We start from the raw sequence: 26403 nt of genomic DNA on the forward strand, positions 1-26403 counted from the left end.
ATAACTCTGGCACTTAACAGCCTGCAGCATCAAATGAAACAGTTTTATGCTGCCCGAAGCCTACTTTACTTTTGCCCGCTTAACCAGGTAAGCATAAAGCACCTTGTCGAAGGATTCGCTGATGTCTACGGGCACAAAATCAATTTTATACTGCCCACACTTCAGTGCCAGCTCCTTCTTGTAGGCTTCCACGGCAGCACGGTACTGCGCGCGCACCTGCGAGGGCTGCAGTTTAAGCTCCTCCCCTGACTCCGCATCCACAAAAATGTAGGGTCGTTCCTCAAAATCAAAGTCTTCCTCTGTTTTGCGGTCCATCACATGAAAAATCAATACCTCGTGCTTTTGGTGTTTCAGGTGCTGCAGGGCCGCAAAGATGGCATCGCTATCGTCCTGCCTGCTAAGCATGTCGCTGAAGATGATCACCAGCGAGCGCTTGGGAATCTGCTGTGCGATCTGGTGCACAACCTGCGCCACATGCGTGCCTTTGGCCTCTGGTTTTATCTCCAGCTGTTTCTGCAGCAGCAGTAACAGGGTATGCAGGTGCGAGGCTGTAGAGCGCACGGGTGTCTGTAGCTCCACTTTATCCGAGAAAGTGACCAGGCCTATCGCATCGCGCTGTTTACGCAGCAGCGTGGCCAACGCGGCGGCACAAAACACAGAAAAAGTAAGCTTGCCGTTCCGATCGGTGGGGTAATACATGGAAGGAGACACATCGAGCAGCATGTGGCAGCGCAGGTTCGTTTCCTCCTCAAAGCGCTTGACAAACAGCTTGTCGGTGCGGGCAAACACCTTCCAGTCGATGTGGCGGGTGCTCTCGCCGCTGTTATAGAGGCGGTGCTCCGAGAATTCGACAGAAAAGCCGTGATAGGGAGATTGATGCAAGCCGGTGATAAAGCCCTCCACCAGTTGTTTTGCCAGGAACTCCATGTTCCCAAATTGCTGGACATCGGCGAGGGTCAGGGGCTTTTTCATGTGGGGAGGCTATCATTTGGAACTGGATGCTGCTTTAGAAACGGCCAAAGGCGCATCTTGTTGCTTCTCCGGTTCATCGGGCACTTGTTTTATCCGCACAAGGCCTACCCCGGCCCGTACAAGGCCTATCTCTTCTGCCGCAGCCCGCGAAAGGTCTATTACCCGGTGTTTGGTGCGGGCCATCCTGTCGTTGATCCTGACCACAATTGCTTTGCCGTTTTTGGGGTTGGTCACCTCAACCATCGTGTCGAAGGGGAGGGAGGCATGAGCTGCCGTGAAGCGCGTTTTGTCGTATTTTTCGCCACTCGCTGTGCGCTGGCCTTGCATACGATCTGCGTAATATGATGCTTTTCCTTCTGCGGTATAAGGAGTGGTATTATTAAAAAACGAAAGCAGAAGTATTAGTATAACTGAACATACATTCATAATATACTACGTTGGTCCGATTGCAAATATAGAATTAAATATTTAAGAAATTTAAATTCCATTATTTTTATATATCAGAAGTATATGTTACTTTTAGATTCACAAAGTTGAATTTAACGTCTATTAAAACGGTGGAAGAGAACAACGAAAAAGCAGAGATTTATTCCCAAAGGGTAAGAGCCGGGAAGAGAACGTATTTCTTTGATGTGAAGTCAACTCGCTCAAACGACTATTACGTGACCATCACTGAGAGTAAGAGAAAGTTTAACGACGACACCTTTTCTTATGAGAAGCACAAAATTTTCCTGTACAAAGAAGATTTTGCCAAGTTCATTGATGCACTCCAGGAAACGATTGACCACGTAAAGTCAGAGCTCCTAACAGAAGAAGCCCTTGCTTCGCTCGAAGCACCACTAGAAACAGAAATTGAAGTAGAAGCTACTGCCACTACCGCCGCCGCCTCCCCTTTCGACGAGGAGTTAAAGTGGGAGTAGTGCTCCGCTAAATTAAGATACCTGCCCCTTCCTTTAAACAGGATGGGGCATTTTTTTGGGATAAAACCTGCCCGTAGCCTGGCCAATCTGCCGCACACCCTCCCTTATGCTGAATTAACCAGCCTGTCCACACCGTTGCCTGTAAATCCCTCCTATTCTTCATTGCTGTATTTCTTACTTAGTTATGGTTAACTATAAGCTTCGCTGCGTTTCGAAACATTGCCACAATAGACTGCAACAAGTAAGCAATACTCTCTAAATTGTATTAACTTTGCGCCCTGAAAATTATATAAAGTATACATGGGACTAAGATGCGGTATTGTAGGACTTCCGAATGTGGGGAAGTCAACACTGTTCAACGCTATTTCTAACGCTAAGGCAGAATCTGCCAATTATCCTTTCTGTACCATCGAGCCTAACGTGGGCGTGATTACTGTGCCTGATGAGCGCCTGCAGATATTAGAGGAACTGGTGCACCCGGAACGTGTGCTGCCTACCGTAATTGAGTTCGTGGACATTGCCGGCCTGGTGGAAGGAGCCAGCAAAGGAGAAGGCCTTGGAAACAAATTTCTGGCCAATATTCGCGAGGTAGATGCCATCATTCACGTGGTGCGCTGCTTTGAAGACCCCAACATCGTGCACGTTTCCGGTAAAGTAGACCCTGTTTCAGATAAAGAGATCATTGATACCGAGCTTCAGCTGAAAGACCTGGAGTCGGTTGACAAGAAAATATTAAAGGTAGTGCGTTCGGCGAAGTCCGGTGACGCTAAAGCAAAAAAGGAGTTGGCCAGCCTGGAGAAGTATAAGACACACCTGGAAGCCGGCCTGAGCGTGCGCAGCCTGGAGGTGACCGAAGAGGACCTGGATGCAGTGGAGGACCTGAAACTGTTGACCGCCAAGCCCGTGATCTATGCCGCCAACGTGGATGAGGAATCGGTGAATACCGGCAATAAATTCTCAGAGGCGCTAGAGGCGAACGTGAAAAACGAGAATGCGCAAGTGGTGCTTATCTCCGCCTCCATCGAAGCGCAGATCGCCGAACTAACCGACCCGGAAGAAAAGGAAATGTTTCTGGCCGAGTATAACCTAAAGGAGTCGGGCCTGAGTAAGCTGATCAAAGCATCTTACAGCTTGCTGAACCTGATCACATACTTTACCGCCGGCGTGAAAGAAGTGCGTGCCTGGACTGTCGGGAAAGGATGGAAAGCCCCTGCCGCTGCCGGTGTGATCCATACTGACTTTGAGAAAGGCTTTATCCGGGCCGAAGTAATCAAGCTAAAGGACTATCAGGAGTACAAGACCGAGGCAAAGATCAAAGAAGCCGGTAAAATGGCTGTGGAAGGCAAGGAGTACGTGGTGCAGGATGGTGACATTATGCACTTCCGTTTCAACGTATAGTTACACCATTTTTCTAAAGCAGCAGGGGCGGCAAGTTTAGTACTTGCCGCCCCTGCTGCTTTTGTCGGTTTTGTTGTTTTATGAGATTTCATTATTGGCTTTATGGCTCGTTTCAGCAATAAACTTCCCGTTGTAACTCCCCAAAATGGTCAAGCCAAAGTCAATATTTGTCAGCAGCGGTTTTAGCTCCGGGTCCTGGTAATCAATAATAAAATAATTTTTTAAACCCGTCTTTTCGTTATTCTCTGTCAGCACAAAGAATCGTTCGTCATCGGTGGTAAAAAAGTTGAAGGTTGTGGTTAGGCTGTTGCGCTCAAACACCAATTTATCCTCCTGCTGCTGCGTTCCAATTTTATGAAAGAACACCTTCTGCCCTTTGCCATCCGGATAGGCCGCGTAAAAAAAGCCACTATCTTTCCAGGCGATATTAGAAAACTTTACATTTTCAAGATGGTCTTTCCGCGCGACGGCGCTTTTGAGCTCCACCACTTTTATCTCGGCCCAATCACTCCCGTTGCGGCTGAACTGGTAGGCCAGCAACTCCGAGTTTTTCGACACACAATACCCTTTCAGCACGATCCGGTCCTTGGCAGAGATCTGGGATGGATCAACCAGCATGTTTAGGTTATCCAGCTGCGGGTCTTTACTAAGGTCGTTTTTGTAATACAAAGCTGGGGTTCCGCCATTATTGTAATAATAATACCGGAAATAGTATTTGCCTTCTTTCCAGAAATTGTGCGCGGCACTGGCATAGGAATATTTATCAATAGCCAGAAAAGCGTTGGTTTGATTAGAGGCTTTTGCCAGAAATTTCTTTGACAGCTTGTTTTGCTGCTCCACCCACTCGTTCACCTCCGGACTTTGCTGCTCCTCAAGCCATCTGTACTCATCCGGAACTACAAACTGCTGATGAAAGGTGTCTGCTATAGCAACTTTTTTGGTGAGAGGGTACTCAAGATTTTGCGCTAATAGTTGGCCGGCTTTTAAAAATATGAGTAAGGGAAGTATAATTTGTTTCATAAAAAAGGTTGGTTGTAAAGATGCCCGGCTGCAGCAATAGGTAAATACCTTGCGCTGCAAGCCTAATTCTAAAGCTAAATTAGTGCAATTTTTTTAAAAGAGAAGCAATGAAACTAACAAAGCAGTGAAGTAAACGAGCAGCAAATTATTTGAATTGCTACCATTTTAAATGCATGCCAGCGTGTATAGGTTTGCACAGGAAGTATGCGAGTTATAGTGCGGTGCTCTATTTCCTGTTAAAGAAAAGCTCCTCATACCCGATCAGCAAATCAGCGCGGGTGCCGGGTGGGCGGTAGTAGATCAGGATATCGTAAATGTTGTCTGTTTCAAAGTGGCTGCCTTCAAAGTAACTGGCATCTGCCTCTGCGGCACTGCCGGGCGCAAGGGCATAATAGTAATTGTAGTAGCCCTGTTTCAGCAATAGCCTGCCGGAATATACCTGCCGCTCACTATCATAGACCATGCGGGCATCCTCTTTCGTTCGCCAGTTGGTCAGTTCGCCCATGATGTACACCGATCCGGACGTCTCCGGAGCCTGAAGCTCAAAATCTACCCAGCTGTAATCACCGTTTACCTCGCCGCTGCCATACTGCCGGTTGCCAAAAATACGCCTGCCGTTGATATCGGGCTCCTGGCTGTACACGGCAGTCTGCCGGTTTCTATCAAGCCGCAGGTTTACCTCCACCGGGCTTGCCTGCAGGTTTATATTTTGCACGCCGATGCCATTAAAGGTCAGGCTGCGCGTGTCAAACGATCGAAACTCGCTCAGGCCTTTAAACAGGTCTTTGGGCTCAAAGAAAACGTACTCCAGGCGGCGCTCCGCATCCTGAATAAACGTGGGCTTGCCTATAAATTTGGCATTATCCCAGCGGTAATTCTGGCGCATTACCGCCTTCACTTCCTGCGATGGGTTTACGATGGGGTAATCCTTGTAAAAAACGTTGAACTCCACGGGCTGCCTGGTTTCCCGCCCTCCCGGACCCAGCGGTGCGCCCAACCTGGCGACTACTGTTACGGTGTTCTGGTATACCAGCAGGCGTTGGGTAAGCAGTGGGTTGCCGCCCTCCTCGGTTACGGCCAGCAGGTAATTGCCACTGAGCTTCACACGCGGAATTCGAAAGCGGTAGTGCACATAAGGCACACGGGTATTCACCGAGTTCTGCACATCGGTGATATAAAACTCGTTAAAGTCGTTGAGGTACTGCGTTACGTTCAGGCCGGAGGGGGTCCAGTCGGCATTGCAATGCACCAGTTTGGCCACCAGGCGCTGCGGTCCCGCATTTACCCTGTCGAATTCCAGGACAAGGGGCACCTCTTGACTAAGGGGGGTTACTGCCGGGTTCAGCACCTGATCGGGGCCGCCGGTGGCCAGGTAGGTCTGCACGGAGTTTATACTTTCGTGGTACACATAATCCTCGAACCGAAGTCGCGGCTGCGCACTTGCCGTACCTCCGCCACTGCCCTGCCCCTGTTCTTCCAGAGGTACGCAGGCTGACAGACTGCAGCCCAGCACGGCCGCCATAAAGAAGTTAGAAGCAGATTTTAAATTCATCCGATAAAATTTGTGCACAAGCTACCATTGTTCAACCCGGAACGAAGATAGTCATTTAAAGGAAAAACGCCTTACCCATAAATCACAAGCTTACCCTACAAAGTGCCATACTTTTGTGAGCAGCGTGCAAACCTTACTTTTCCAGAAAAGTCTCCACGGCAATGCCCGCTGTCAGTGTCTTCTGTACAGGGCACTTGGATGAGATAACTTCCAGCCGTTGCCGTTGTGCCTCTGTCAGGTCGCCGATCAGCTTCAAACGTTTTGTTACCTGCGTTAACCTGGCTTCATTCTCCCCGCACTGTTCACAGTCCTTGGCGTGTACCCTTTCGTGGCGCAGGCTTACCTCTGCCCTCTCCAGGGGCCACTTTTTGCGCTGCGCATACATGTGCAGGGTAATCACGGTGCAGGAGCCCAGCGCTGCCAGGATATAATCATAGGGGTCGGCACCGGCCTTAACGCCTTGGGCGATGCCCGACTCATCTATTGTCATTTGCTCGGATCCGGCGCTAATGTTGGCGACCATGGGTGCGCTGCTGTCGGCACTCACCTTTACAAATCCTTCTTTTTCCAGTACACTCATTGCTCTGATTTTTACTTTGCTTGATGCGCTAAGGTATAAGTAAAAGCAAGGCGAAAGGTTTTATTGATGCAGGCGGAGCGCCGGCGGGCAGGCTATTCGCTGCCGTTTTCTGGATCAAAAGTAGGCACATACTCATCGCGCCTATAACCGGCAAACCAAGGTATGGCTGGCCAGAGCTATGGTTACCTGATGCACCTACGGCGGCACCACCTTTCTTAATGCACCTTCAGCCCTCAAGCATGCCTTTTACCGATGCAAGCTGTTGTCTTGGTTATCGCCACAGTTATTTCAGACATGCCGGCTTTTTAGGAAGCACTGGTATATACTGTAGTATCTCTTAAAAGAGAACAAAACAATATGCAGGGGCCTACTTGTAGTTAAGGTTTTAAAAAACGACATATCTCCTGGCGGATGGCTTCGTACATACAACCCTAAACAAATTACGAGACTATGACGCAGCAAGAGCAATACCTATGGTGGCAATCCGGCATTGTGTATCAAATATATCCCCGCTCTTTCCAGGACAGTGACGGCGACGGTGTAGGCGACCTGCAAGGCATCAGCAGCAGGCTGGATTACCTGCAGGAGTTGGGTGCGAAAGCAGTCTGGGTCTCGCCGATCTACCCCTCACCGATGGCTGACTTTGGGTACGATATCGCTGACTACTGCGGCATTCACCCGCTTTTCGGCACCATGGATGATTTTGATGCGCTATTGAAGGAGGTGCATGCCCGTGACATGAAGCTGATCCTGGACCTGGTGCCCAACCATACCTCCAGCCAGCACCCCTGGTTCCTGGAGTCCCGCTCGTCCAGGGATAACCCCAAACGGGACTGGTACCTGTGGGAAGACCCCAAGCCGGACGGCAGCGAGCCCAACAACTGGCTGGCCGTGTTTGGCGGCAGCGCCTGGGAATGGGACGAGCACACAGAACAGTACTACTACCATGCTTTCCTGAAGGAGCAGCCAGACCTGAACTGGCGCAACCCGGAGGTGCAGCAGGCCATGTTTAACGTGATGCGCTTCTGGCTGGATAAGGGCGTGGATGGCTTCAGGGTGGATGTGATGTGGCACATGATCAAGGACAGGCAACTGCGCGACAACCCGCCCAACCCCAACTATCAACCGCATCAGGCAACATATGAGCAATTGATTCCGGCCTTCTCCACTGACCAGCAGGAGGTGCACGAGATTGTGGCTAAAATGCGCGCTGTAACGGACGAGTACGAGCAGCGTGTGCTCATCGGGGAAATCTACCTGCCTATACACCGGTTGGTCACCTACTACGGCTCTGAGCAGAAGGAGGCGCACCTGCCTTTTAACTTTATGCTGATCACGCTGGATTGGGATGCGGCCGTTTTGAAAGCGCACATCGATGAGTACGAGGGGGCGCTTCCGGCAGGAGGCTGGCCGAACTGGGTGATTGGGAACCACGATCAGTCGCGCATAACAAGCCGCGTAGGCGTTTCGCAGGCCAAGGTGGCCGGTATGCTGCTGCTAACGCTGCGCGGCATCCCTACCCTCTACTATGGCGATGAGATTGGCATGCGAGACGTGCCCATCCCCCCGGAAAAGATACAGGACCCCCAGGGGCTGAACATGCCCGACAAGGACCTGAGCCGTGACCCGGAGCGGACACCCATGCAATGGGATGCCGGTGAGCATGCCGGGTTCTCGTCGCGGGAGCCCTGGCTGCCCCTGCCCCGTGATTACAAAAGGCTGAATGTGGAGGTGCAACGCCATTACCCGTACTCCATGCTGACGTTTTACAAGCGCCTGATCGCGCTGCGGCAGCAGGAACCGGCTCTGCACATCGGGGATTACGAGCCCACGCTTGCCAAAGCGCCCTTGCTTGCCTACGTGCGCAAACACCTGAGCCGCAGGTTCCTGATCGTGCTCAACCTCAGCCACAAGCCCTGCGTGTTCCGGCCCGAAAACCAGGATTTTAAAGGTACCGTGGTACTGGCCACCGATCCGGAATGGGAAAACACCAGGGTAGCAGGAAACATCAGCCTGGCGGGGGATGAAGGCATCCTAATCAGCTTAACGTAAAGCCGGCAGCCGGTTTAGAAACTCGGTGTGCCCTCCGGGGCCCGGAGGCGAGGCTACTCAGCCAGCTTCGCTTCCAGGTCTTCTACCTCCAGCATCAGCTGCTCCCATTTCTCCTGCACCACGTTCAACTCCTGCTGCACCTGCTCAAACCTGGCAGTGGTTTCCTGCAGCAGGTTGATGTCGCTGTATACTTTGGGGCTGGCCAGTTCCGTTTCAAAAGCTTTCAGTTGCTGCTCCAGCTGCTGTACCTGTTTCTCCACTTCGCTCAGTTGCCTGTTAACCTGCTTTAGCTGGCTGCTTAACTGGCTGTACTCACTTTTTTCCTTGGGTGGCTTCGGTTGGTTGTTCTGCTTTGATTCGGCAGCTGCAACCGCCTCTTTTTTGGCTTCTTTCTCCCGCTTCTCCTGAAACTGCTCGTACTCGTGGTACGTGCCGGGATATTCCTTCAGTTGGTAATCCTCGATGTACCATATCTTGGTGGCCACGTTCTCCACAAAGTAACGGTCGTGGGAGATGATGATGAACGTGCCCTCATATTGCTCCAGGGCCTGTATCAGGATGTTCACAGATTGCATGTCGAGGTGGTTGGTAGGTTCATCAAGCATCAGGAAGTTGGCCTCTGAGATCAGGGTTTTGGCCAGCGCCACCCGCGATTTCTCTCCACCCGAGAGCACTTTGATCTTCTTGAACACCTCATCGCCGGTAAACAGGAAAGAGCCCAGCAGGGTGCGCAGCTCCATCTCCGTTTTTTTAGAACCTGCCTGCTGCATTTCCTGCAGCATCTCGTTGTCCACGTTCAGCGACTCCAGCTGATGCTGGGCGTAAAACGACATGATCACGTTATGACCCAGCTCATGCTTGCCTTTAATGGGCTCAGTGCCTGCAATAATGCGCAACAGCGTGGATTTACCTTTACCGTTCGCACCGATAAGGGCGATTTTATCGCCGCGCTCCACATGCACGTTCGTGTCCCTGAAGATCACCTTCTCGCCATAGGCTTTGCTCATGTGCTCCAGGCGCAGGATATGCCGCCCTGGCTTCGTGTTAAATTTAAAGCTGAAATTCACCTTGGCCGCGTCAGGGGCTACCTCTTCGATCCGGTCCAGCCGGTCTAGCTGCTTCATGCGGCTTTGGGCCTGCTTGGCTTTGGTCGCCTTGGCCTTAAAACGCTCGATAAAGCGCTCGGTCTGTTTGATATGGGCCTGCTGATTTTCGTAAGCGCCTTTTTGTATCTCGTTTCTGAGCACTTTCTCCTCGGCATAGAAGCTATAGTTACCCGCATACACGTTCAGCTTGGAGTTGGATACCTCCACGGTCATGTTGGTGGTTTTATCGAGGAACTCCCGGTCGTGCGAGACAATCACCACGGCTCCCTCAAAACGCTCCAGATAGGCCTCCAGCCATTTTATGGAAGGCAGGTCGAGGTGGTTGGTGGGCTCATCGAGCAGCAGCAGCGAGGGTTTCTGTAACAGTATCTTGGCCAGCATGACGCGCATGCGCCAGCCCCCGGAAAATGAGGCCAGCGGTTGTTTCAGCTCTTCGGTGCTAAAGCCCAGGCCCTCCAGAATCGCCTCGGCCTCAGCTTGCATCGTATACCCGCCCAGCGCCTCAAAACGCTCCTGCAGGTTGGCCAGCTTATCCACCAGGTTATCATGAAAATTATTTTCGAACTCCACCAGCACCTTGTCAATTTCCTGCTGCAGTCCCATGGCCTCCTCAAAGGCCTGCATGGCCACAGCCAGAATGCTTTCGTGTGTCTCGTAACTAAGCAAATCCTGGTTCAGGAAACCGATGGTGGTCTCCTTGCTCATCTGAATGCTGCCCCCATCCGGTTTGTACTCCCCCACAATTATGCGCAGCAAGGTCGATTTGCCGGTACCGTTCAAACCGATAAGGCCTATTTTATCTTTGGGTTTGATATGCAGGTTGGCATCCTCGTACATCGGGCGACTGCCAAAATGGAAATTCAGGTTATTGATGGAAATCATTTGCTACGCTAAAATGGAAACACAAAGGTACTTATTTTTGGCTGTCCGATAAAAACAATGCGCATAGAGAAAAAGTGCGCCCCGGATATTTCAGACTAAAAGCAGGTTAAGTTGGCTTTGCTACTGTATGCGGGTAGCGGCTCACATAAACTGAAAACCTATTATCCGCCAGGCAGTATACACAAGCTTTGTTTGCAGTGAATCCCGGGCAGGCACTTCATAACAACAGCAACAGACCGCCTGTTGAAAAATTCTAAAAATTAAAACGGATTTGCTGTTAAACCAAAAATTGCTGCCAACGTTTTTTACATTTATGCACCTGTACTAAAAGCTATATTCTATGATTGCACTTGCCTCGCTTTTAGACAAGAAGAATTCTGATCGTGTGATGGAACTTACCGGGCATCTGGAGAATAAATTCGGACTGACCGGGGTACAAGTCACGCCCTATCCGCACCTGACACTGCTCACGGCAGAGATCCCAGACATGACAGAATTCAAAGAATACCTCGAAAACATTTGTCTGGAGAAAGAGACTTTCACAGTTCGCACGACGGGCATCGGCATCTTCCCGGGCGAGAACCCGGTGGTGTATATCCCGATTCTGCGCACGCCGCCACTAAACCATTTTCATGATGAACTACACCGCGACATTGCAGAAATGAGCACGGAAATGGGCTTATACTATAACACCAACCTCTGGCTTCCCCACATCACGCTCGCCCTCGGCGATACTACCCCCGAAATGCTGGGCCCGGTGCTTGCTTTCCTTTGCGAGTACAACTTTAACTGGGAGATTAAGATCGATAACCTGACCATACTTCAGAAATGTGGCGACTATTACCTGAAGGAGGAGGAATTCCGTTTTGGGCGAAGCGAGTTGATCAGCTAGTTGCTTTTTTGGCCTGCTCCCCTGTTATGCCATGCCCTTAATGCTTATATTTACCATAATCCTTAAGCATGTGCATGAAGAAAACATTTCGATATACTTTAAAAGCAAGCGCATTTTCTCTGGCCCTCCTCACTTTTTTGTCCTGTAGTAAAACGGCCACCCAGTCTAAATCCATCGCGGTAGAAACCGGTGTTTCTGCGGAGCTGGCCAATTACCGCAACCGGGTGTTGCACCACGTGAAGTACGACCTGCACCTGAACATTCCGGATCAGCTCACTGAGGCAATCATGGCCTCCGAGACTATCTCCCTGGACTTACAGGAAAATGAGTTTCCTTTACAGATCGATTTTAAAGAGCAGCCGGATCATCTGAAAAAAGTGCAGGTAAACGGGAAAAGCATTCCGCTGGTGTTTGAGAAAGAGCACATAATTGTGGAGCAGCGCTACCTGAAAGCCGGGCCTAACCGGATCACGATCGATTTTATTGCCGGCGATCTGTCGCTGAACCGCAACGAGGACTACCTCTATACGCTGCTGGTGCCCGACAGAGCCCGCACGGTATTCCCGGTGTTTGATCAGCCCGATATCAAAGCCACGTTTACGCTTACCCTCACGATCCCGCAGAACTGGAAAGCACTGGCCAATGCGCCCCTTCGCGATATCGTGGCGCGCGACGAGCAGAAAACATACCGTTTCCAGGAGTCCGACTCTATCAGCACATACCTTTTCTCGTTTGTAGCCGGCGACTTCGACTTGCTTACCCGAAAGGAAAGCGGGCGTTTGATGAATTTCTACCATCGCGAAACAGACAGCAGCAAGATCGCACTCAGCATCGATCCCATTTTTAAGATCCACCGGCAGGCGCTGGCTTTTATGGAGGAGTACACGCTGGTGCCCTACCCTTTCCAGAAATTCGATTTCGTGGCAATTCCCGATTTCCAGTATGGCGGCATGGAACACGTTGGGGCCATCGATTACAAGGCCTCTACCCTGTTCCTGGACGAAGGCGCTACCCAGGACCAGAAAATAGCCCGCTCCAACCTGATCGCCCACGAAACGGCCCACATGTGGTTCGGCGACCTGGTAACCATGCGCTGGTTCAATGATGTGTGGATGAAAGAGGTTTTCGCCAATTTTATGGCCGATAAGATTTCCCAGATCACTGTGGCGGAGGCCAACTACGACCTCAAGTTTCTGCTCGATCACTTTCCGGCAGCCTATGCCGTAGACCGCACTGGGGGGGCCAACCCCATCCGTCAGCCACTCGACAACCTGCAGGACGCCGGTTCGTTGTATGGCAGCATCATTTATCACAAAGCGCCTGTGGTGATGCGGCAACTGGAGCGGCTGATGGGCAAGGAAGCCTTCAGAAACGGCCTGCGTGCCTACATCCAAAAGTATGCGCACGGCAATGCCTCCTGGCCCGACCTTATCGAGATTCTGGATAGCCATACGCCCACCGACCTGCAAAGCTGGAACGAGGTATGGGTGAATGAACCCGGCAGACCCCAATTTGACTATTCCCTGAAAACCGCGAAAGGCAACATCACCTCCTTCACCATCAGGCAGCAAGGCGAGGACGGGTCGGATCGGGTGTGGCCGCAATACTTTGAGGTGGCCCTGGTTTACCCGGATCGGGTGATAGAGCTAACTGTGCACATGGACAGTGCCGAAGTGAACCTGGAGAAAGCGGCCGGGCTCCCTATACCGGCATTCATCCTTTTTAATTCTTCGGGGCAGGGATACGGCCAGTTTCCGGTTGATGCACAGATGCTGCCGAAGCTGAATACCTTGAAAGACCCGGTAATGCGTGCCTCAGCTTACATTAACCTGTATGAGAGCATGCTCAACGGCCAGGGAATAAAACCTGCACAGTTACTGCAGATCTATAGGGCACAGCTATCCAAAGAGCAGGAAGAGCTGAACCTGAAGTTGATCTCCACCCAGGTGGGAGATATTTTCTGGAGTTTTACCTCCCCTTCCGAACGCCAGGAATTGGCAAAAGCGCTGGAACGGGAAACCTGGGAGGCCCTGCTACAAGCATCGGAGCCAAACCACAAAAAGATACTGTTCAAACTTTACCAGAACATCGGGCTTACCCAAGAGGCAAAGCAGCGCCTTTACCAGGTTTGGGAGTCGCAGAGGGCACCTGACGGCATCAAGCTCACCGAGGACGATTATACCTCACTGGCCCTGGCGTTAGCGCTTAGAGCTTATCCGGAGGGCAACTCTATACTTGAGCAGCAGCTGGCGCGCATTAAAAATCCGGATCGGCGCAAGCGGCTTCAATTCCTGACGCCTGCCTTATCGGCTGACCTAGCGGTGCGGGATGCCTTTTTCACGTCGCTGACCGATGCAAGGAACCGGGAGAAGGAAGCCTGGGTAGCTGCCGCGCTTGCATACCTGCACCATCCGCTGCGTGCCGACACGTCAGAGAAGTACCTGCGGCAGAGCCTGGAGTTGCTGGAGGAAATTCAAATGACAGGCGATATATTTTTCCCGGCTAATTGGCTGAGCGCTACGCTGGGCAGCTACCAGACACCCGCTGCCGCCGCAGTGGTGCGCAACTTTTTGCTGGGCCACCCGGATTACAACCCGAAGCTGAAAGCGAAAGTGCTGCAGGCCGCGGATAACCTGTTCCGGGCCGAGAAGCTGATGCAGCAGGCACGTGAGTAGCGCAGGTGTTTGCATAAAGCAAAAAAGCGACAGCCCAAATTGAGCTGCCGCTTTTTATAGCAGTATGACTACGGTTATTTAATGGTATACCCCAGCTGTAATGACACTGCGTTCTTATATCCCAACATGGTCTTGTGGTCGATAAAGCCGTTCCCTTTTTCCAGCTTCACCTCCACAAAGTAATTATTCAGGGCAAGGCCAGCCCCCACGATAAAACCGATCTCATATTTGCGGTAGTTTTGCAAAGGCTGCCTCTCTGAGTTATATTCCTTACCATAATGTATGGAGAACACCTGCTGGTTGCTGTTGTTTGCCACCATAAAGCTGTTCGAAATGCCGCCGCTTATGTACGAACTGAGCTGCGAGTTTGTAAGCCGGTACCTGAACATGGAGTTTAATCCAATGTAGGTCATGTCAAAGTTAGTCTTTGTTTTGGTATAGCGGGGGCCAGACTCCGGGTTGCCCTCTTCCATGAACCCAGTCATGCTAACAGGCTTAAACATAAGGTCATTTTGTAAGCCCATTCTACCGTGGCCCCGAGGCGAGGAGGACAGTACTGAGATGCCAAAAGTATAGTTTGTTCCCGTAAAGTCCTGTCCGACCAAAAGCCTTTCCCCTTCTCCCTTAATCGCCATCGCGTAATACGACGCACCTCCTAAAACCCTAATTTGCGTCTGCACTTTTTCTTTGGAGGCTGCATACGCTCCTTTTGTACCGCTCACACACTGGTTGTAATCGCCTACAATTTTTTTAAACTGTTCCATACTGAATTTCACCTTGTCAGCTTTCGCAGTTACGGTGGGGCAATCGGAGAAGGTTGCCTTCAGCTGGCCTCTGTAAATGGGAAGCTTGTTATAGCCGTTTATATGCCGGATGGTTCTGTAGATCAGCTCATTGGGCGTTTCAGTGCCCTTTCGGATATAATAGTGGTTCTGCGAGTTATTGTATGCCAGGTGATACAGGCTGGCGTCACCTTTTACCAATACACGAAGAAAAACAGTGTCTTTCTCTATTACCGGCAGGCTGCCAATGCTTATGTCCTCGTATTTGATCGGAGACTTGTCCACATCCACTACAAAGGCTTCATACACATCGCCTGTAGAAAGCCTAAAGCCTTTGAGGTCTGCCGCGCTAAACCGCCGCACCTCTGAACTGCCCCCGGTGCTTTTTACCTCAATAAACAGAGGGTTTGTTTCCCAGTTCTGATCGTCGATCTGTGCCTGCACGGTATCGCCCTGTGCGGTGATGTAGTGCCCTGGTATAAAGTTCCGCTGCGCAAACGAGGCAGAAACCAGGAAAGTAAACAAAAGCGTAAAGAGTGTTTTCATCTGTATCAAATAAGTGAATAGCAAATATATGTGATATTATATAAAGAAAAAAGACCGATAACACAGGTTACCGGTCTTTTTTATATCACGCACTAAATTAGTTACTACATGTCCAGCACCAAAGCGAATATAAGCGGGGCCACGATGGTGGCATCCGACTCGATCATGAATTTTGGTGTGTCCTTACCCAGTTTCCCCCAGGTGATTTTCTCGTTGGGCACGGCGCCGGAGTAGGAGCCGTAGCTGGTGGTGGAATCTGATATCTGAGCAAAATAGCCCCAAAGCGGCACACCGCTGCGTTGCAGGTCCTGGTGCAGCATCGGCACCACGCATATTGGGAAGTCGCCGGCAATGCCGCCGCCTACCTGGAAGAAACCGATGGTTGACTCCTCTTTGGCGGTTTTGGTATACCAGTCGGCCAGCTCTATCATGTACTGGATGCCTGTTTTTACCGTGTGTACATTCTTGATATCGCCGCTGATCACGTGGCCGGTGAAAATATTACCCAGCGTGGAGTCTTCCCAGCCCGGGCAGATGATCGGGAGGTTCTTCTTGGCTGCTTCCAGCATCCAGCTGTTTTTCGGGTCTATCTGGTAATACTGCTCCAACTCGCCGCTTAACAGGATCTGGTAAAAGAACTCATGCGGGAAGTAGGCCTCACCGGCCTTGTCAGCTTTCTCCCAGAACTTGAGCACAACATGCTCCAGGCGGCGCATGGCCTCTTCCTCCGGAATGCAGGTGTCGGTTACACGGTTCAGGTGGCGGCTCAGCAACTCCTCCTCATCGGCGGCAGAAAGCTCGCGGTAATGGGGCACCCGCTCGTAATAATCATGGGCCACCAGGTTAAAGATATCCTCCTCCAGGTTAGCGCCTGTGCAGGAGATGGCGTGTATCTTGTCCTGCCGGATCATCTCAGCCAGAATGATGCCCATCTCCGCCGTAGACATGGCTCCGGCCAGCGTTACCAGCATCTTGCCACCCTGGTTCAGGTGATTTTTATATCCTTCGGCAGCGTCTATCACGGAGGCTGCGTTAAAGTGCTTGTAGTGTTTCTTAAGGAATTCTGATACGTTCATATGTTGTTAATAAAGCCTGGGCTGCCGTACATAGCTGTTGGAGGCAGCAAGTTAAGACATAAATCGTTTAAGTTATAGTTATTCGGAGTAAGCAGCTACAAGGTTCATACTTTCAACTTTAAAGAAAGCCCTGCAGAACCTTTTATACCCCACCCCTAAACTTTACAATGCCGGTTTCTCAATGATCAGGTTATGGTTGGTGTAGATGCAGATGTCGGCGGCAATGTTAAGCGACTCGCGCACCATTTCCTCTGCCGATAGGTGCGGAGCGTGTTTCTTAAGCGCCAAAGCGGCAGCATGGGCATACATGCTGCCCGAACCGATGGCCGCGATCTGGTTGTCCGGCTCCAGCACATCGCCGGTACCCGAAATGATCAACAGCTCATCCTTATTGGCCACCACCATCATGGCTTCCAGCTTGCGCAGGTACTGGTCTTTGCGCCAGTCCTTGGCCAGTTCTATGGCGGCGCGTTTCATGTTGCTCTGGTAAGCGTTCAGCTTCTCCTCGAAGCGCTCCAGCAGGGTAAAAGCATCGGCGGTAGAGCCAGCAAAGCCCGTCACGATCTTGCCGTCCAACAGTTTCCGGATCTTTTTAACGTTGCTCTTGGCGATGTGTTTGTCCATGGTCGCCTGTCCGTCGGCACCCAGTGCAACCTCGCCGTTATGGTAGATACCACACACGGTGGTCGATCTTATTTTCGTCATCTGTATAAGTATGGTTCTCGTTTAACATCCGCAGGCACTAGCCGGCTGGCTACCCCTGTTTGCTGTAAAGCTAACGCATCTTCAAACAAAAAGCCAAAGTGGGGCTTCACGCCATATTGTCTGCCTCTAGTTTTGCACCTGCTGCTGAACATACAACCCGGCACCCCGTTATAAAAACTATGAGCAGAGCATTCGCAAAAGAAGATGATGCCTTAGTGGCGCCCATTATACCACCCCGGGCTTCGTTGCCTGCGGGTGCAACAAACTACGTAACCCCCAGGGGGATAGAGCTGTTGCGCACCGAGATGGAGCAGCTGGAGGAAGAACGGGCCAAAGCAGAGGCCAACCACGACGATGAGGCGGAGCGTACCAGGCAAATCACCATTCTGAAGGGCAGGATCAGTGCGCTGAAACAACGGCTGGCCACCGCCAAGATCATCAACCCGAACGAGCAGCCTACTGACGAGGTACGCTTCGGGGCCACCGTTACCCTGAAAACTATCGGTGGCGGCAAAGCGAATACAAGGCGCGTTTTTTCGATTGTAGGGGTGGATGAAGCCTCGATTGAGGAAGGCCGCATTGGCTTTGTAGCCCCTATTGCCCGCGCCGTGATCGGGAAGAAAAAAGGCGACAATGTAACACTGCAAATGGGCAGAAACCAAGAAGTGGTGGAAGTAACGGGCATCACTTATGATAACGCCTGATACTCGTACAAAACCCTTCCTGCGCTATTACATCTTCTTTTTATTTTCCTTTCCTTCCAGGATATCATTTATACTTAAGGCCGCACTGATCAGCCCCAGGTGTGTGAACGCCTGCGGAAAATTGCCCAGCTGATCCCCGTTCAGCCCCAGCATCTCGGCGTACAGGCCCAGGTGATTGGCGTAACCCAGCATTTTTTCGAAGTACAGCCTGGCCTTGTCAACCTGCCCGGACTTCGCCAGGCACTCCACAAACCAAAACGTACACATCGAGAAGGTTCCTTCTCCGCCCTGTAAGCCATCAAAGGCCTCCTCGTTGCGATACCTGAAAACGAGCGCATCGGAGGCCAGGCGCTTCTCAATGCGGTCCAGGGTAGAGAGCCATCTCGGGTCCTTGGGGCTGATAAAACGGATGAGTGGCATAAGCAAGGTGGCAGCATCCACGGTGTCGGCACCCTTGTATTGCACAAAGCACTGCAGTTCCTCATTCCAAAAGTCCTGATGGATAGAAAAGAAAATCTTATCGCGCTCCTCGCGCCATCGGGCTGACAGCGGGTAAGAGTGGTTGGCGGCTATTTTCATGGCCCTGTCTATGGCTACCCAACACATCATGCGGGAATACAGAAAGTGCTTTTTCCCCCCGCGCACTTCCCAGATTCCCTCATCCTCTACCTGCCAGTTATCGCATACCCATTCCACTTGCTGCCGCAGGTCGTCCCAGAACTCAAACGAGATAGGTTCCCCATACTTATCGTACAGATAGACCGAATCCAGCAGCTCCCCGTAAATATCGAGCTGTACCTGGTCGTAGGCGCCATTGCCAATGCGCACCGGCCGGGAGCCTTTATAACCTTCCAAATGGTCTAGTATCACCTCCTTCAGCTCCAGCTTGCCTCCCAGCGTGTACATCAGTCGCAGGTGGCCTGCGCTTCCCACGTCATCGCACTGCCTGTCTACCCAGCTGATAAAGTCCTTTGCCTCTTCCCGGTACCCTAGCCGCAACAAGGCATACATGGTAAAGGAGGCATCCCGAATCCAGGTATACCGATAATCCCAGTTGCGCGTGCCGCCTATCTGCTCCGGCAGCCCGAAGGTAGGCGAGGCAACGATAGAACCATTTTCGTGTGAGGTCATCAGCTTGAGCACCAGCGCCGATCGGTTAATAATTTCCATCCAGCGGCCTTTGTAGGTACACTTGCCTATCCAGTCTTTCCAATAGTTGATCGTGTCAAACAGGGCCAGGGTCACAAACTCATCCAGGTTTCGGGCTGGGGGCGTATCGCAGGTGATCAGGTCCAGCAGAAAGTCCACTTTCTCGCCTGTTTTCAGCGAGAAAGTGGCGGTAGCATCGCCGTTATTCATTGTAATGGGAACTTTGCTTTTTAGCCTGATATGCGTGCCATCCGGTCCCTCGCTTGTGAAAACCACCTCATGGTCATTTAGCTGCTCTATCTTGTGGTTGGAGCGCGCGTAGTTGAACCGCGGACTGCACTGCATGCGAAAGGTGATATTGCCGTGCACACAGGAAACCCTGCGGATCAGCATGTTCCCCTGCTCCTGCGCCTCCACGGGCATGAAATCCGTTACTTCACCAATTCCCTTGTCAGACAAATACCTGGTTAACAGCACATTGGTATCAGGCAAGTACAACTGCTTATGCTTCATATCATCGCAGGTGGGCTCAATTGAGAAACTTCCTCCCTTCTCTTGATCCAGCAAAGCTGCGAAAATTGTCGGGGAGTCAAAGTATGGGAAACACATGTAATCGATGGTGCCATTCAAACCAACCAAAGCCACTGTGTTCAGGTCCCCTATCACCCCATGATCTGCTATCGGCAAATATTCCTTCCCTGTTTTACGCATGAAGTTTTTAGTTTTTTTAAATTCTATATAGGGGTACGATGGCCGGTAAGCATAGTTGAGAAGCACTTTTTGGAATTAGTGTAAAAACAGAAGAGCCCCTCCAATGTTGGAGGGGCTCTTCTCTATACTTTATTCTTTGCTGCGATTAAACCAGTATGCGCACCGGGTTCTCCAGCAGGTTTTTAAACGTTTGCAGGAAGGCAGAACCCACGGCCCCGTCTACCACGCGGTGATCGCAGGAGAGTGTCACCTTCATCACGTTACCGATCCTTATCTCGCCATTGCGAACCACAGGGGTCTGCTTAATGCCGCCTACTGCCATAATGCAGGCATCCGGCGGGTTGATGATGGCGGTGAACTCCTCGATGCCGAACATGCCCAGGTTAGAGATGGTAAACGTGTTACCTTCCCAGTCTGATGGCTGCAGTTTCTTGCTCTTGGCCTTGCCGCCCAGGTCTTTCACCTCCGCTGCAATTGCCGAAAGCGACTTATAGTCGGCGTTGCGCACAACCGGTACCAGCAGGCCTTCTTCCACCGCCACAGCCACCCCAATGTTGATGTGCTTGTTGTAGCGGATCTTATCGCCTAACCAGGAGGAGTTTACCCCCGGATGCTGGCGCAGGGCAGCGGCAGCGGCTTTAATTACCAAGTCGTTGAACGATACTTTAACCGGGGATACCTCATTTATACTTACTCGCGCCTCCATCGCCTTGTCCATATCTATTTCCATGGTCAGGTAGAAGTGCGGGGCAGAGAATTTGCTTTCTGCCAGGCGGCGGGCAATTACCTTGCGCATTTGCGAAACGGCTACCTCTTCGTATGCATCGGCCGGGGCACCCGGCACGGCAGCCTGCGCAGCCTGTGGCATAGCGGCTTTCTGTGGAGCGGCGGCAGGTTTGTAATTCTCGATGTCGCGCTGCACGATGCGGCCACCTTCGCCGGTTCCTTTGATATCGGAAAGTTTAAAGCCTTTCTCCTCGGCCATTTTCTTAGCCAACGGAGAAGCCTTGATGCGGCCATTCTCTGAGGCACCCTCCCCTTCCGATCTTTCGGCAGACTCAGGTCCGGGCACCTTCTCTTCCTCTACTTTATCCGGGGTAACGTCTTCCACGCTTTCCTCAATGGCCGCGTCAGTTTTCACGTTTTCCTGTCGCGATTGCTTGTTGGAGGATGCTATTTCCAGCAAGGTCTTAAAGTCTGCGCCTTCTTCGCCGATTATAGCAATAATGGCATCCACTGCCACAGATTCGCCTTCCTTTACGCCGATGTATAGCAAAGTGCCATCTTCATAGGCCTCCAGCTCCATGGTTGCCTTATCGGTTTCCACTTCTGCCAGTATATCGCCTGATTTTACCTTATCGCCTTCTTTTTTCTGCCAGCTTACCAGCACCCCCTCCGTCATGGTATCGCTCATTTTCGGCATCCGGATAACAGAGGCTTTGATGTTGTTGGTATCAACGGTGGTTTTGGCTGCGGATGCTTCTTCTTTGGCAACAGCGGGTTTGCTTTCTTCTTTCGTCGCAGCGGGTTTCTCTTCCTTCGCCACTTCCTTATCTTCTTTGGCAGCCGCTGGTTTGCCGTTTCCTTTCACTTCTTCCAGAAGGCCGGCAATGTCTTCGCCTTCCTTCCCGATAATAGCGATCACGGCATCTACAGGTACAGAATCACCTTTTTTGGGACCGATGTATAAGAGGGTTCCATCTTCATAAGATTCCAGCTCCATCGTTGCTTTGTCAGTCTCTACCTCTGCCAGTATATCACCGGAACTCACTTTGTCGCCTTCTTTCTTCTGCCAAGATGCAATCACCCCTTCAGTCATCGTGTCGCTCATCTTAGGCATTCTTATAACTTCAGCCATAAATATCGTGTTGTTTAGTCGCCCAAATCAGGTCGCGTGTTATCCCCCAAAATTAGATTTAAAAATATTTTATTCAAACTATATGGGGCTAATTTGTTGTAATGCCCCGCTTGTGGGTTTCTACTCCTTCGTCCGTTTTCAGGTGTGTCACGTCGCAGTAACTTTTTACCACGAACATGCTACCCGTATATTCCAGCAGGTAGAGGCACAAATTCCGGTGCAGAAACTCATCCATACATTTTAAGGGGTAGTGCAGCAGCTGGCACAGCAGAATGCGCATGGCGCGGCCATGCATGCACACCAGCACGTGCTGCTCATCGGGCCTGCCTGTCAGCAGTTCGAGGAACGGGGCTTGCCGCGCGGCCACTTCTTCCGGACTTTCACCCCCTTCTATGCAATAGCCGGTTTCTCCGCTGCACCAGCGCTCCAGCATGTTCTGGTAATAGGCATCCTCTTCGGGCGTGATGCGGGTCCCTTCCCGCGTGCCCCAGTTTATCTCGTTTAAGCCTGCATGCTGTTCCGTGGGGATGCCCAGTTCAATAAAGCCTTCTACCGATTGCCTGCTGCGCTGCAAGGTGGAGGTATACACCTTATCGAAAGGCACTGCTTTATATTTGTCAAAAAATCTGGCTGCCTGTGATCTTCCCGCTTCGTTCAGGCTCGAGTCCACCCCACTGCCCTGCACAATGCCCTGCAGGTTGTAGTCGGTTTGCCCGTGCCGGATCAGGTATACTTTCTTACTACTCAAAATTCCGCTACTTTTGTCTTGTTAATGAAACGTAACCGCGAATATAGACATCGCAGCCCATGCTTAAAACCTCTATTACGTTGGATACCCTGAACGAGTGGCGAAAAAATACCATGGTGGAACACCTGGGCATTGAGATCACTGACTTTGGGGATGGCTTTATTTACGGCAAAATGCCCGTCGATCACCGCACACACCAGCCCATGGGCCTGCTGCATGGCGGCGCCTCTGTGGCGTTGGCTGAAACCCTGGCCAGTATCGGCGCCAACATTCACGTAGATCAAACCCAAAAAGCTTGTGTTGGTTTAGAAATTAACGCCAACCATATACGGGGCGTGCGCGAAGGCTGGGTGTTTGGCAAAGCATCGGCCCTGCACCTGGGCAAGACCACTCAGGTTTGGGAAACAAGAATCACGAACGAGGCAGGCGATGTGGTGTGTTTAAGCCGCATGACCGTGGCTGTAATTGATAAGCGATAAAACATGGGTTTAGCGCCCCAGGCACATACGGTTGCATCTGTTTTCAGGACTGCCATTGATCAGAAGCGGGCTGTGGCTGTCTGGCTTTTGCCCAATACCCAGGAGATCCATATTTGTGTTTCGTTACAGGAGGAGGTTACGATCGGGAAACCTGTTTTGGAGCAAAGCGCTTTTGGCTTTCTCTTCTGCCCCTTTCAGCAGTTAAACGGACAACACAATACCTTTATCAAGGCGGATGTGCATTATAGTACCGCAACCGGGCAGCTGCAATTTGCATCAGATGCACCAGCTACTGCTTTACAAGATTTTAATAAAGCACTAAATGCTGGAGGCTCCGGGCAATTTGCCTGGCATTCCCCCAACCAGGCAACTGACAAACCGCACCAGACGGAGCCGGGCTTTACCGAGGCGGTTCATCGGGCTATTGCGGCAATTGCCCGCCTGGAGATGGAAAAAGTGGTGCTCTCGAGAAATTCGCCGCAAATGCTGCCGCCCTCCTTTTCCCCTTTGCTGGCATTTGAGGTCATGCAGCAGGCTTACCCGAACGCGTTCGTGTCGTTGGTGTCGGTTCCGGGCGTGGGCACCTGGATGGGCGCCTCCCCTGAGATACTGGTAAGTATAAATCAAGAGCAGGTATTTCATACGGTAGCGTTGGCGGGCACACAGCCCGCAGTAGCACTGGTAGAAGACGCCATCTGGCGCCAAAAGGAGATCGAGGAGCAGGGCATGGTGGAACGGTATATTCTGAGCTGTTTTAAAAGCCTGCGGCTGCGCGAATATACCGAGGTGGGCCCCCGCACAATAGTGGCAGGTAACCTGATGCACCTGCGCACCGATTTCAGGGTAGACCTCAAGGAAGTGGACTTCCCGACGCTGGGCACCGATATGCTTGCCTTGCTCCACCCCACATCGGCTGTATGCGGTTTGCCAAAGGAGCCCGCTTTGGGCTTTATACTTGCAGCGGAAGGGTATAACCGGGCTTATTATAGCGGTTTCCTGGGCCCGGTGGGCAGTCGGGCAGGCACCCACCTTTATGTAAATTTACGTTGTATGGAACTACTGCGGCATAAAGCTATACTTTATGCAGGGGCCGGCATCACCAGCGATTCCAACCCCCAAAAGGAGTGGCAGGAAACAGAGCATAAAATGCAGACCATGCGAAGCATTCTGTCTAATTTTGAATAAGTGACCCCCATACCTACTATGATCATCCAACCTGTTGTAAACATTGCTGAGATATGTGCCCGCAAGGGAGTGGAACAGGTGGTGCTTTCGCCGGGTTCGCGCTGCGCGCCGCTTACCATCGGTTTTGCGCGACATAAAGCATTTACTGTGCGCACGGTCAGCGACGAGCGTGCCGCGGCGTTTATTGCGCTGGGTATGGCCCTTACCACGGGTAAGCCAACGGTATTGGTCTGCACCTCCGGCACGGCGGCTTTAAACTACGCCCCGGCTGTGGCCGAGGCTTTTTTCCAGCAAGTGCCACTACTTGTCCTCACCGCCGACCGCCCACCCGAGTGGATTGACCAGCAGGACGGGCAGACGATCCGCCAGCGAGACATCTTTGGCAGGCACATCAAGCAAAGCTATACTTTCCCGGTTGACTTTTCGAGTCCCGATGCGGTTTGGTACAGCGAGCGGATGGTATCCGAAGCACTGAACGAAGCCGTGGCTTATCCTGCCGGTCCGGTGCACATTAACATTCCCTTGCGCGAGCCTTTTTATCCGGCTCCGGGCGAAACGCTTCAGTTTGACACAAAGGTAAAAGTCATCACTGACGAAGGCCCGGATTACTTCTTGAGCGCTGGTGTATCGCTGCAGCTGCAGGAGCAGATCCTGCGCTTTAGGAAAGTGCTGGTTGTGGCCGGCCAGCATAAACGGGATGCGCATCTGCTGCAATACCTGCATGCCTTTTCGGAGTCTACGGGCGCGGTTGTAGTCGGCGATGTGATTAGCAATATACAGAAGCTGCCGAACGCGGTGCGTTTTCAGGATGTTTTCCTTGCTTGCCCGGATGCGGAGAAGCTCCAGCAACTGAAACCGGATCTTCTGATCACCTTTGGCAATTCCGTTATCTCCAAGAGCCTGAAGTTATTTCTGCGTAAGTATAAGCCCGAGGCGCACTGGCATGTGCAACCTGCCGGCTACGTATCGGATCCCTTTCAGGCGCTCACGAAAATTGTCCGCAGCAGCCCTGAAAATTTCCTTTCAGGTTTAACGGGCAGCACCAAAATAGAGGAAACCTTTCGCCAGGCATGGCTCGGCAGGAACAGGCAGGCTGGCGCTTTCCTGCGTGCTTACACGGCAAGTAGCGGCTATAACGAGTTAAGCATCGTGAGCAGTCTCTTGCAGCACCTCCCAGCCCACAGCAACTTACACCTGGCCAACAGCATGGCCGTGCGTTACGCCAATATCATCGGGCTGCGCCCCGAACAGGAGGTTTCAGTTTATGCGAACCGTGGCACCAGTGGCATCGACGGCAGCACCAGCACCGCCGTGGGCTGCGCCCTGACCAGCACTGGCATTACCACGCTGTTAACTGGCGACCTTGCTTTTTTCTATGACCGCAACGGGCTCTGGCACAATTACCTGCCCCATAACCTGCGGATCGTGTTGCTAAATAACCACGCTGGGGGCATTTTCCGGTTAATAGACGGACCCAGGCAGCAACCTGAACTGGAGCCCTACTTTGAAACTGCCCAGAGCCTGTCAGCACAGCACACTGCACGCGATTTTAATCTGCGGTACACCGCTGCCAGCACCATAGAGGAAGTTGTTCAGGCCCTTGCCGGTTTTTTTGCCCCGGAGGCCGGAGCCGGCATTCTGGAGATATTCACGGACAGCACTAAAAATGCGGCGGCGTTTGATGTTTACCGGAGGCAGGTGCAGGATATAAAATATTAAGTCCTCCGTTATTGCGTTGAGCACAAGAGGCTTGAATTCGAAGACTGCTTTTACCACAATAAGAGTTTTACACATTCCTCCCCCGATGCGCAACCGGCATGCTACTCCATGGATAAAACTGTGTCCACTTTAACTTTAAACCCGTTAAATCATACTAGACCACTATGTTTCACTAAACTGTTTTCAACGATGAATTTATCACAAGATTTTAACCGCATCGGGCATTGGGGGGATACACACCACCCGGTTTGGCTGGATTTGATCAGGTTTGGTTTAGGGGTATTTCTCATGGTGAAAGGCATCATGTTCATTCAGAATACAGATGCTTTATTCAGCATCATGCGTAAAAGCGAGTTCCCCTGGGTATCCGTCGGGCTGGCGCACTATGTTGCTTTTGCGCACCTGGTGGGCGGCTTCTTAATCGCCATCGGCATGATCACCCGGGTGGCAATCCTCTTCCAGATCCCGATTCTGTTAGGCGCTGTGTTCTTTATCAATCCTAACCGTGGATTTTATTCCGAGAACACGGAGTTGTGGGCTTCCATCATCGTGTTGGTCCTGCTTATCTTTTTCCTGATCTTCGGATCGGGCAGGTTCTCGGTAGACCGCATGATCCGGAAATCGAAGAAGGACTGGCTTTACTAAAGCGCCCGGTTAATACGCAGTTTGCTTTCAAGCCTTGCGCCTGAAAC

General features: G+C 51.6%; 22 protein-coding genes. 10 read left to right on the plus strand and 12 right to left on the minus strand.

Translation table 11 applies throughout. The annotated features are described in order from the left end of the window. Positions 1-60 precede the first annotated feature (60 nt). Both AC4BAN_RS00565 and AC4BAN_RS00570 read right to left on the minus strand, forming a co-directional pair. Positions 61-972, minus strand: coding sequence for a DUF58 domain-containing protein (locus AC4BAN_RS00565; RefSeq protein WP_490562408.1), 912 nt, complete (start codon positions 970-972; stop codon positions 61-63). A 12-nt stretch (positions 973-984) separates the two neighbouring features. Next, positions 985-1398, minus strand: a complete 414-nt coding sequence (locus tag AC4BAN_RS00570; protein ID WP_490562409.1) for a septal ring lytic transglycosylase RlpA family protein — start codon at positions 1396-1398, stop codon at positions 985-987. Between the two features lie 131 nt (positions 1399-1529). Between AC4BAN_RS00570 and AC4BAN_RS00575 the strand changes: the two genes are divergently transcribed. Together AC4BAN_RS00575 and ychF are read left to right on the plus strand one after the other, a co-directional pair. Then, a complete protein-coding gene (locus tag AC4BAN_RS00575) occupies positions 1530-1892 on the plus strand; it encodes a DUF3276 family protein (RefSeq protein ID WP_490562981.1) in 363 nt (120 codons plus the stop codon). Between the two features lie 300 nt (positions 1893-2192). Beyond that, entirely contained in the window at positions 2193-3290 is a 1098-nt protein-coding gene (ychF, locus tag AC4BAN_RS00580) for a redox-regulated ATPase YchF (protein ID WP_490562410.1), read from the plus strand. A gap of 78 nt (positions 3291-3368) precedes the next feature. Here the strand turns inward: ychF and AC4BAN_RS00585 are convergent, their stop codons facing one another. The 3 genes from AC4BAN_RS00585 to AC4BAN_RS00595 form a co-directional block, all read right to left on the minus strand. After that, complete coding sequence (locus tag AC4BAN_RS00585; protein ID WP_490562411.1) at positions 3369-4310, minus strand: prolyl oligopeptidase family protein; 942 nt, start codon at positions 4308-4310, stop codon at positions 3369-3371. Positions 4311-4536: 226 nt separating this feature from the next. Further along, positions 4537-5862, minus strand: coding sequence for a type IX secretion system plug protein (locus AC4BAN_RS00590; protein ID WP_490562412.1), 1326 nt, complete (start codon positions 5860-5862; stop codon positions 4537-4539). 133 nt (positions 5863-5995) lie between these two features. Next, positions 5996-6442 (minus strand): OsmC family protein, encoded by a 447-nt coding sequence (locus AC4BAN_RS00595; protein WP_490562413.1) that lies wholly within the window; start codon positions 6440-6442, stop codon positions 5996-5998. A gap of 450 nt (positions 6443-6892) precedes the next feature. On the opposite strand from AC4BAN_RS00595, the gene AC4BAN_RS00600 reads away from it, so the two are divergent. After that, entirely contained in the window at positions 6893-8494 is a 1602-nt protein-coding gene (locus AC4BAN_RS00600) for an alpha-amylase family glycosyl hydrolase (protein ID WP_490562414.1), read from the plus strand. A 53-nt stretch (positions 8495-8547) separates the two neighbouring features. On the opposite strand, the gene AC4BAN_RS00605 is transcribed toward AC4BAN_RS00600, so the two are convergent. Beyond that, positions 8548-10482 carry an ABC-F family ATP-binding cassette domain-containing protein gene (locus tag AC4BAN_RS00605; RefSeq protein ID WP_490562415.1) on the minus strand — a complete coding sequence of 645 codons (1935 nt, stop codon included), beginning with the start codon at positions 10480-10482 and terminating at the stop codon, positions 8548-8550. A gap of 340 nt (positions 10483-10822) precedes the next feature. On the opposite strand from AC4BAN_RS00605, the gene AC4BAN_RS00610 reads away from it, so the two are divergent. Both AC4BAN_RS00610 and AC4BAN_RS00615 read left to right on the plus strand, forming a co-directional pair. Next, positions 10823-11374, plus strand: coding sequence for a 2'-5' RNA ligase family protein (locus tag AC4BAN_RS00610; protein WP_490562416.1), 552 nt, complete (start codon positions 10823-10825; stop codon positions 11372-11374). A 74-nt stretch (positions 11375-11448) separates the two neighbouring features. Beyond that, a complete protein-coding gene (locus tag AC4BAN_RS00615) occupies positions 11449-14049 on the plus strand; it encodes a M1 family metallopeptidase (RefSeq protein WP_490562417.1) in 2601 nt (866 codons plus the stop codon). Positions 14050-14123: 74 nt separating this feature from the next. Here AC4BAN_RS00615 and AC4BAN_RS00620 read toward each other — a convergent pair whose 3' ends face one another. The 3 genes from AC4BAN_RS00620 to hslV form a co-directional block, all read right to left on the minus strand. Continuing rightward, positions 14124-15377, minus strand: a complete 1254-nt coding sequence (locus AC4BAN_RS00620; protein ID WP_490562418.1) for a porin family protein — start codon at positions 15375-15377, stop codon at positions 14124-14126. Positions 15378-15481: 104 nt separating this feature from the next. After that, positions 15482-16453, minus strand: coding sequence for a deoxyhypusine synthase family protein (locus AC4BAN_RS00625; protein ID WP_490562419.1), 972 nt, complete (start codon positions 16451-16453; stop codon positions 15482-15484). A 162-nt stretch (positions 16454-16615) separates the two neighbouring features. Then, positions 16616-17158 carry an ATP-dependent protease subunit HslV gene (gene hslV / locus AC4BAN_RS00630; RefSeq protein ID WP_490562420.1) on the minus strand — a complete coding sequence of 181 codons (543 nt, stop codon included), beginning with the start codon at positions 17156-17158 and terminating at the stop codon, positions 16616-16618. Between the two features lie 179 nt (positions 17159-17337). Here hslV and AC4BAN_RS00635 point away from each other — a divergent pair, with 179 nt between their 5' ends. After that, positions 17338-17862, plus strand: a complete 525-nt coding sequence (locus AC4BAN_RS00635; RefSeq protein ID WP_490562421.1) for a GreA/GreB family elongation factor — start codon at positions 17338-17340, stop codon at positions 17860-17862. A 27-nt stretch (positions 17863-17889) separates the two neighbouring features. On the opposite strand, the gene AC4BAN_RS00640 is transcribed toward AC4BAN_RS00635, so the two are convergent. The 3 genes from AC4BAN_RS00640 to AC4BAN_RS00650 form a co-directional block, all read right to left on the minus strand. Further along, positions 17890-19722, minus strand: coding sequence for a glycoside hydrolase family 15 protein (locus AC4BAN_RS00640; protein WP_490562422.1), 1833 nt, complete (start codon positions 19720-19722; stop codon positions 17890-17892). Between the two features lie 145 nt (positions 19723-19867). Further along, entirely contained in the window at positions 19868-21580 is a 1713-nt protein-coding gene (locus AC4BAN_RS00645; protein ID WP_490562423.1) for a pyruvate dehydrogenase complex dihydrolipoamide acetyltransferase, read from the minus strand. Positions 21581-21668: 88 nt separating this feature from the next. After that, positions 21669-22328 (minus strand): histidine phosphatase family protein, encoded by a 660-nt coding sequence (locus AC4BAN_RS00650; RefSeq protein WP_490562424.1) that lies wholly within the window; start codon positions 22326-22328, stop codon positions 21669-21671. Between the two features lie 59 nt (positions 22329-22387). Between AC4BAN_RS00650 and AC4BAN_RS00655 the strand changes: the two genes are divergently transcribed. The 4 genes from AC4BAN_RS00655 (at position 22388) to AC4BAN_RS00670 (ending at position 26356) form a co-directional block, all read left to right on the plus strand. Beyond that, positions 22388-22807 carry a hotdog fold thioesterase gene (locus AC4BAN_RS00655; RefSeq protein WP_490562425.1) on the plus strand — a complete coding sequence of 140 codons (420 nt, stop codon included), beginning with the start codon at positions 22388-22390 and terminating at the stop codon, positions 22805-22807. A gap of 3 nt (positions 22808-22810) precedes the next feature. Next, positions 22811-23992: a chorismate-binding protein gene (locus tag AC4BAN_RS00660; RefSeq protein ID WP_490562426.1), complete on the plus strand. Its 1182-nt coding sequence runs from the start codon at positions 22811-22813 to the stop codon at positions 23990-23992. Positions 23993-24010: 18 nt separating this feature from the next. Further along, positions 24011-25711: a 2-succinyl-5-enolpyruvyl-6-hydroxy-3-cyclohexene-1-carboxylic-acid synthase gene (gene menD, locus AC4BAN_RS00665; RefSeq protein ID WP_490562427.1), complete on the plus strand. Its 1701-nt coding sequence runs from the start codon at positions 24011-24013 to the stop codon at positions 25709-25711. 189 nt (positions 25712-25900) lie between these two features. Beyond that, positions 25901-26356: a DoxX family protein gene (locus tag AC4BAN_RS00670; RefSeq protein ID WP_490562428.1), complete on the plus strand. Its 456-nt coding sequence runs from the start codon at positions 25901-25903 to the stop codon at positions 26354-26356. Positions 26357-26403: the final 47 nt, after the last annotated feature.

The organism is Pontibacter sp. GD13 (assembly GCF_058216355.1).